General features: G+C 39.5%; 5 protein-coding genes. All 5 read right to left on the bottom strand.

Annotated elements, in window-relative coordinates; all coding sequences use genetic code 11:
- On the bottom strand, window positions 1-249 hold a 249-nt coding region (locus U9M98_00410), incomplete at its 3' end, for a hypothetical protein (GenBank protein MEA2020179.1).
- A 66-nt stretch (window positions 250-315) separates the two neighbouring features.
- The gene (locus tag U9M98_00405; protein MEA2020178.1) at window positions 316-3,456 is read right to left on the bottom strand and encodes a glycosyltransferase family 39 protein; all 3,141 of its coding nucleotides are present in this window, start codon (window positions 3,454-3,456) and stop codon (window positions 316-318) included.
- Window positions 3,457-3,514: 58 nt separating this feature from the next.
- Window positions 3,515-4,747: a glycosyltransferase gene (locus U9M98_00400; protein MEA2020177.1), complete on the bottom strand. Its 1,233-nt coding sequence runs from the start codon at window positions 4,745-4,747 to the stop codon at window positions 3,515-3,517.
- Window positions 4,748-4,803: 56 nt separating this feature from the next.
- Entirely contained in the window at window positions 4,804-5,535 is a 732-nt protein-coding gene (locus U9M98_00395; protein ID MEA2020176.1) for a class I SAM-dependent methyltransferase, read from the bottom strand.
- Between the two features lies 1 nt (window position 5,536).
- Complete coding sequence (locus U9M98_00390) at window positions 5,537-6,841, bottom strand: glycosyltransferase family 4 protein (GenBank protein ID MEA2020175.1); 1,305 nt, start codon at window positions 6,839-6,841, stop codon at window positions 5,537-5,539.
- Window positions 6,842-6,859: the final 18 nt, after the last annotated feature.

Below are 6,859 nucleotides of genomic sequence, written 5' to 3'. Positions count from 1 at the left end.
AAGATCTAAATTTTCCCTTGAAAACAAGAAGGGAAGCTTAAGCTGCTCTAGAAATGAATACCAGCGCGCGTTAACCTTTACTTTGCGAAAATTATTCCTACTTGGAGTATATTTTTCAAATTCATCTGAATTTAAAAAAATAATATAATCATTACCCTGGTCTTGTTTCTCCAAAGCCAAAATTAAATTTTTTACATAACGCCCAGGACCAGCATGGCCCCAAAAGCGCGCATCAATTCCTATTTTCATAAACAGCATTCGCAAGGACGGGTCTTTCCGAGCCCGCAGCTACGGGGTTTACGGAATATCACCTCCTTAATACCCGTAAAGAATGTAATCCTCAGTTTCCTTAAACTCTATTGGTGGCACCCTTCCCTCTTCCTGCAACTCTTCCAAAACATCCTTATACGTACCTTGCTTCGAAAGTACTGCAACCGGTGGTTTTTTCAAAGCCCCCTTTATTTCCTCGTCTGTAACAGTGTTAACCTTTAGCCCAGAATAGAAAATTGGGAGTGGTGGTGGTACATCAGCAACATAAAATTTCTTAGGCGGTCCGGAAATACGCCAAACATAATCGGAAAGCTCAGCCACTTGTTTATTTAAATTTTCCGGAAACCACTTACGGCGGTTCATAAATAACCCAAATACTCCGACAAACAATATTACCGCTGCTATCAATAACGTAGAACCAACACGGCCACCGAAATTACAAATTTCAAAAACCAAATTACAAACAGAAAACCAAACATTTTTGGTATTTGACTTTTTTAATTTGACATTCCCCCGCTGGCTAATCACATGTTCAGAAAAATCTCGAAACCACTTATAAAGCCTCTCTGTAAACCAACCACAAAGCAACGCCAACGGCGGGTATATGGGCATAATATACCACTGAATTTTAGACTTGGAAAAGCTAAAAATGAAAAATGTTAATACCAGCCATAAAAATATAAAAACTCCAGCCTCAAACTCATGCCTTTCTTTAATTTCAAAAACCGCTGTGATTAAACTTCTTAATTTCGGATGTAACCTTTGAAAAGGATCTAGTTCGTTACTCCTCCACTTTTTCCAAACAAAAAAACCTAAGCTTAAAACAAGAACAAAAAACGCAATCACACCCACCACATACCAATACCGTGCCCAATGTCGAATCACAACATTAAACCACCAAAAAGGTCGACCATGCATTTCAATACTTTCTGATGCTCGCTCTAGAACATGGTAACCAAAATACTCCTTAACAAAAGAATCTCCATGCTTAATAATCATTAACCAATGCCACGGAACAGCAACAATTAGAAAAGAAAGAGTAGTAAACAAAAAGAGAGGAAAAGCATTGCCAATTTTTAATAACCAATTACCAATTACCTTTTTCACTATTTGAAAATTTAAAATTAAAAATTTAAAATTCCGTTGCTTATCTCTTAAAACTGCAGCTTGTATAATCTGGAAAACAACTATAAAAGCAATTACTACCACCAAAGGTATAACAGCAACGATCCCTTTCATCAAAACTGTTAGTCCCAAAAACACACCAAACAAAATCCAGTTTTTATACTTTGGAAAGACCCGTCCTTGCGAGCGTTGAGAAGAAGGGTCTTTCCATTCACAGAACGCTAACCAAAAGAAGTACAATGAAATTAAAATCAAAACTGCTGCAGGAACATCAAGCATAGCTGTACGCGACCATGCAACCCAATGAATAGTTGTTGCCAAAAACAAACTTCCGAAAAAACCCACCCTCCTTGAGAATAGCTTTTTCCCAAAAAGGTAGGTCATTACCACGCCTAAAATTCCAAACAGTGCTACTGATAATCGTGCAGCAAAAGGTTTGAAGTCAAAATAAACAAAAGATATTGCTTGCAACCAAAAGAATAGAGGCGGCTTTTCAAAAAACGGCTCGCGATTCCAATGCAAAGTAAAAATATCACCACCCTCAACCATCTCTCGGGAAACTCCAGCATATATAGCCTCGTCCCAAGGAATAAGAGCATTTCGCCACAAAAACCAGAAAACAAAAGTACCTGAAAACAACACTAGAAAGATTAAAATTAGTTTCTCTTTGTGACAAATAACCCAATCTTTGAATTTTGGCCAAAACCTAACTCCAGCTAAAGATAATGCATCCTGAAAAGAATATTCCTGAATAATAAAGAGCAAAAACCAGAAAAACAAAAGGTTATATGAATATACCAAACCCGCAGCACTAACCCCCATTAAAATACCTAAGTACACTGAGTTTTGAACAAACTGACTCCCATTTTGCGCTTTGAAAATATTTCTAAAACATCTCAGGAAAAGTACAGCAAACAAACCTAAAAACACAAAAAATCCTAGCGCACCAGTCTCGGACAACGCACCAAACCAAATACTGTGTGGAGGTATTCGCTTGTCTCCAATGGGATCCCTTTCCAAATAGGTGTTGATAACAGAAGTATTTCTAAAAGTTTCACTGAAGCTGCCATAACCACAACCAAGCAGAGGACGTTCTTTAAAAATTTCCAAAGCTCCCTGGGCTAAATGATAATGCGCAGCAACAGAATCGTCATAAAGGGTAAGATTAACTTTCAAAACCTGCCACAAATTACTTTCACCAGTAAGACCTAAGTGAAAGAAATACCCTCCAGCGCCCACTAAGAGAAATATAGCTAGTCCAAAAATCAAAGAATATTTATGCTGATAATTCTGAAAAAGGAGAAAAAAACTAATTACAAGAAAGCCTACCACCAAAAAAACCATACCACTCTGTGATGAACTCAGTCCCACCATCAACACCATAAATAAAAACGCTACAAAGTTTAAAGATGCTTCACGACCACTAGCAAACACATACCGACCAAAGAAAAGCAGTGCAATACTAGCAGAAAAAGCAGCAAAATGGTTTACATCCCAAAAAGTTGAGCCTACTCTTGCCAACCCGTCCTCAATTGGCCAAATTCCAAGAAAAACTATATCCTGCGTCAAAAAGAGAATTAACTGCGCAATACCAAAAGCACCTATAACCAGACCTAATTGTAAATACAATCTCTTTGTTTGCTTTAAAAACGATTCACCATACTTTACTACCAAAAAGTGGAAAATTATATACAATGCTAAAACAGCCGTAGAAAACCCCCACATTCCAAAGCCCATCTCTAAATTTATTGCGCGAAATAAAGAAATCCCTTGCACTGCCCAAAGCAAGAAAAGAAAGACAAAAAAAGTATCTCCTAAAAACTGTCTAAGCCACTCCTGCCAATCCCGAACATTACGCAAAGCATAAATTAAAAATCCGAAACCAAGACCAACCAAAAAAACCCGCGGTGGTGTTAAATTCCAAAGGATAAATCCAAGAGTTTCCTTGTGGTTGAAAGGGAGCAAAAAAACTAAAAGCAACAGCCCTTTCTTGGGATCGCAAATCCCCAAATAAAGTGCAAGAAGGAATATAAGAATTCCAAAGATAAGATATAAATCCATAAAAATAAACTCCCAAATTCAAAATTTCAAGATCTAAATAAACCCTAAGTACTTAAATCTAATCAACACCAAGCACTGTTCTGTACACAGCCAATGTTTGCTCCGCAGTTTTGTCCCAAGTAAAGTTTTCTAAAATGTGTGGCTTCAATAACGGTGAGGGCTTGTTCTGCATTGCTTTAGAAATTGCCTTAGTAACAGAATCCAATTTTCCGGGATCGCAATAAAACGCGAAATCGCCAAGATAATCTCGGGCTCTATCTCCCGCAGCAACAACATTACAACCGGCAAGCCCTGCTTCTAAGCTTACCAAACCAGTAGTTTCAAACCAACTAGCAGAAACGTGGGTGTTTGCTGCTGCATAAACCGAACCCATCTTTTTATAAGGGATACTTTCAATGTGTTTAATCCAATTATATTTTCTAACCAAGTTCTTAAAACGCAAGGCATATTCCGGATGACGCCAGGAAATCTTCCCAACAAAGAGGAGTTGGGGAGTTTGAAAGTCCCGTCCTTGCGAAAAGGACGGGACTTGCCTCTCCCGCAAACGGAAACCGGCAGCAATTACTGCTAACTGGTTTTTACGAGGTTCAACCCTGCCCACGCAAACCACAAAATCCTCCCACCCGTAGTTCTCTATAAACCAATCGGGCATAGCGTTTGCAAAACGCTGGTCCACACCATTTACCACCTTGTAAACACGGCCCCCGCATTCCCTAGCCCCTGGGGCTAGAACTCTGGAAGCCCCAGGGGCTTCTCCTGCGGCGATCGAAAAACACACACCAAAATCCTCCACAATATCAGCTGTCTCTGCTTCTGTTTGCACCAAAACGGCATGCACCATTCCCAGAAGCTCCCGCTGTTCCTCCATAACTCCCTTCTTAAATTCGACAATCGTCGAAGGTATTTTCTTTGGATCAACTACTGCCCGATAAAAATCTTTAAATTTTTCGCGTTGTTCTCGCCCTCTAAAAAGTAGATTAACTATGCGCCGGAGACCGAACTGATATTCCCTTTCGTAACGTTCTATTTCTTCAAAAGAATGGTGGATAGGTGAAAGAACAATAGGTTTACCTTGTTTTTTCGCATTTCTTGCACACAGATAAACATTGGCTGGCCAATCAATATTAAAAAGGTGAACCAAATCATACTGAGACAGATTCTTTCTTGGGGAACAATCAATATCTACATCTACGCTGAGTTTATTAAGTTCCTGTGCAGTCCTTTCCATTTGCACAGTATCTCCTCCACGGCGGTCAAATAAATCTATCCGAGATTGAAATAAAACTCTCATTGTAATTAATAACCAGTAATTTGCCTTCTGCAACCACAGTCCTTGAACCTCTACAATCACTTCTTACGGACTAAACATACCAAAGAAATTCCAAATGGCAAGTTGATATATTTTAACAATCTTGCTTCTAGCCTAAGTAAAAAAATAAAAAAAGTATTTAGCCAAGGAGGAAGAACAACATAAGAAGTCTTAGGATACGAACTTTGCACAAAAATTTTTTGAAACAAGCGCCAGAAAACTATTGGAAAGGATAAAAACATAATTGCATAACTTAACCTTTGAATCTTAAAGTCAGCTTTTTCTAACTTGCTGCGTAACTCAAAATGTATATACCGGCGTTTGTGCTCTAACGCCTCATCGTGGTCACTCCACAAAAACTGCCAAGCTGGAACTGTTATAAGTAAATAACCATGGCCTTTAAGCACACGATAAACTTCCCGCAATGCTTCCTCATCCTCTTCTATATGTTCCAAAATATCCAACATTGCAACAACATCAAAAAATCTGTCTTCAAAAGGAAGATGGCGAGCACCACTTTGCCTAAGATTTTGCAATCCTTGCTTTCGGCAAAACTCCAAAGCTTTGTCTGAAACATCAACACCCCAAACTTTCCCATAATCTTCAAAAATTTTGGTTGTCTCTCCAGTTCCACAACCTACATCTAAAATCTTAGAATCTTTCGGTAAAGATATTCTCTTTAAAAAAGTTTCCAAAATTCTTTTTCGGCCAACGTGCCACCAATAATATTTCTCCAATTCATGTAACCTACTTATCTCATTGCTATTCATATTAAGAAAAATTTAAACGTAACTCTTTATAAAGATTTTCGTAATTATCCAAAACCAACTCCAGGGAATATTTTTTTTCCACCCTCTTTTGAGCACGATCCCCAAGACTTTGCCTTTTCTCCTTGTCCTTAATTAAAACAGCCAGCCTCTTTGCTAAATTCTGCGGATCACCAGCTCTAAAAAATTCAACTGTCTCCCCGCCTACTTCCTGAAGAACTTCCAAATCAGAAGCCAGACAAGCACACCCAGTTACCATTGCCTCAATAAGAGAAATTCCAAAACCCTCGGCAAGGGAAGGAAAAACAAAAATATCCAAAGCAGCAAGATAATCCCACTTCTCATCTTCGGGCACAAAACCAAGAAACCGAACCGTTGTACCTGAACCGCCGCATTCTTCAGCCCCTGGGGCTTCTTCTGCAGCGGACTTTTCTTCTACACAAACTTGTAATCCCAACTCCCGCGCCCTGTCCTCCAATTCCTCTCTCAACTCCCCCGACCCCCCAATTAGTATTTCGCATTTAGTATCTTGTATTTTGTATGTTGGCCATTTAGGAACTGCCTCAATTAAATAACTTATTCCCTTCTCTACTGTCAGCCGAGATAGCGTCCCTACCAAAATAGCATCCTCCCTTATTCCCAACTTCTTTCTGTAATCTGCTTTGTCATTTGAAATTTGTAATTTGATATTTTTTGTGTCCACTCCGTTTGGTATCACGCGTATCTTTTTTGGATCTATCCCCTCCCCTTCAATCTTAACCCTTTTCCGAGATTCGGTAAGAGCAATAACCACATCTGCCGCCCAATTAGAAATTATCCTATTTACAAAAATATTTAACTTCTTCTTCCACCCGGGAATTTGCCACTCAGGAAGAGGTGTATGGATATGCGCAACTGTATAGGGCAATGAAGAAGCCGGCAAGGAAGGGGCACCGCATTTCTCAGCCCCAGGGGCTTCTCCTGCGGAAGTTGGGGAACCGGGCTGTCCCAAAATACGAGAAGACAATCTAAAAACCTTAGACGCAATCAACCCGTTCACCGTTGTCTTCAACATATGCACATGTAAAATATCCGGTTGAATCTTATTAATAAACCGGGCCAACCGTGAAATATAAAAGGGGTCAACATCAAGTTGGGGCTTATCTATCCGCACTTGGGCTCCAATTTCAAAATATTTATTAACCATCTTTCCCCAAGGACAAACCACATAAACCTCGTGCCCACGTTCAACCATTCCCCGCGTCAGGTCCAAAACGTGTTGTTCCACCCCACCGGGGTCTCCCGAATTTAAAACATAACAAATTTTCATCAAGGAAATGATAGCATG

The sequence above is a fragment of the Patescibacteria group bacterium genome (assembly GCA_034659915.1).
Taxonomy (GTDB): Bacteria; Patescibacteriota; WWE3; order JAUXAW01; family JAYEID01; genus JAYEID01.
This window is presented reverse-complemented; position numbering and strand designations above follow the sequence as displayed.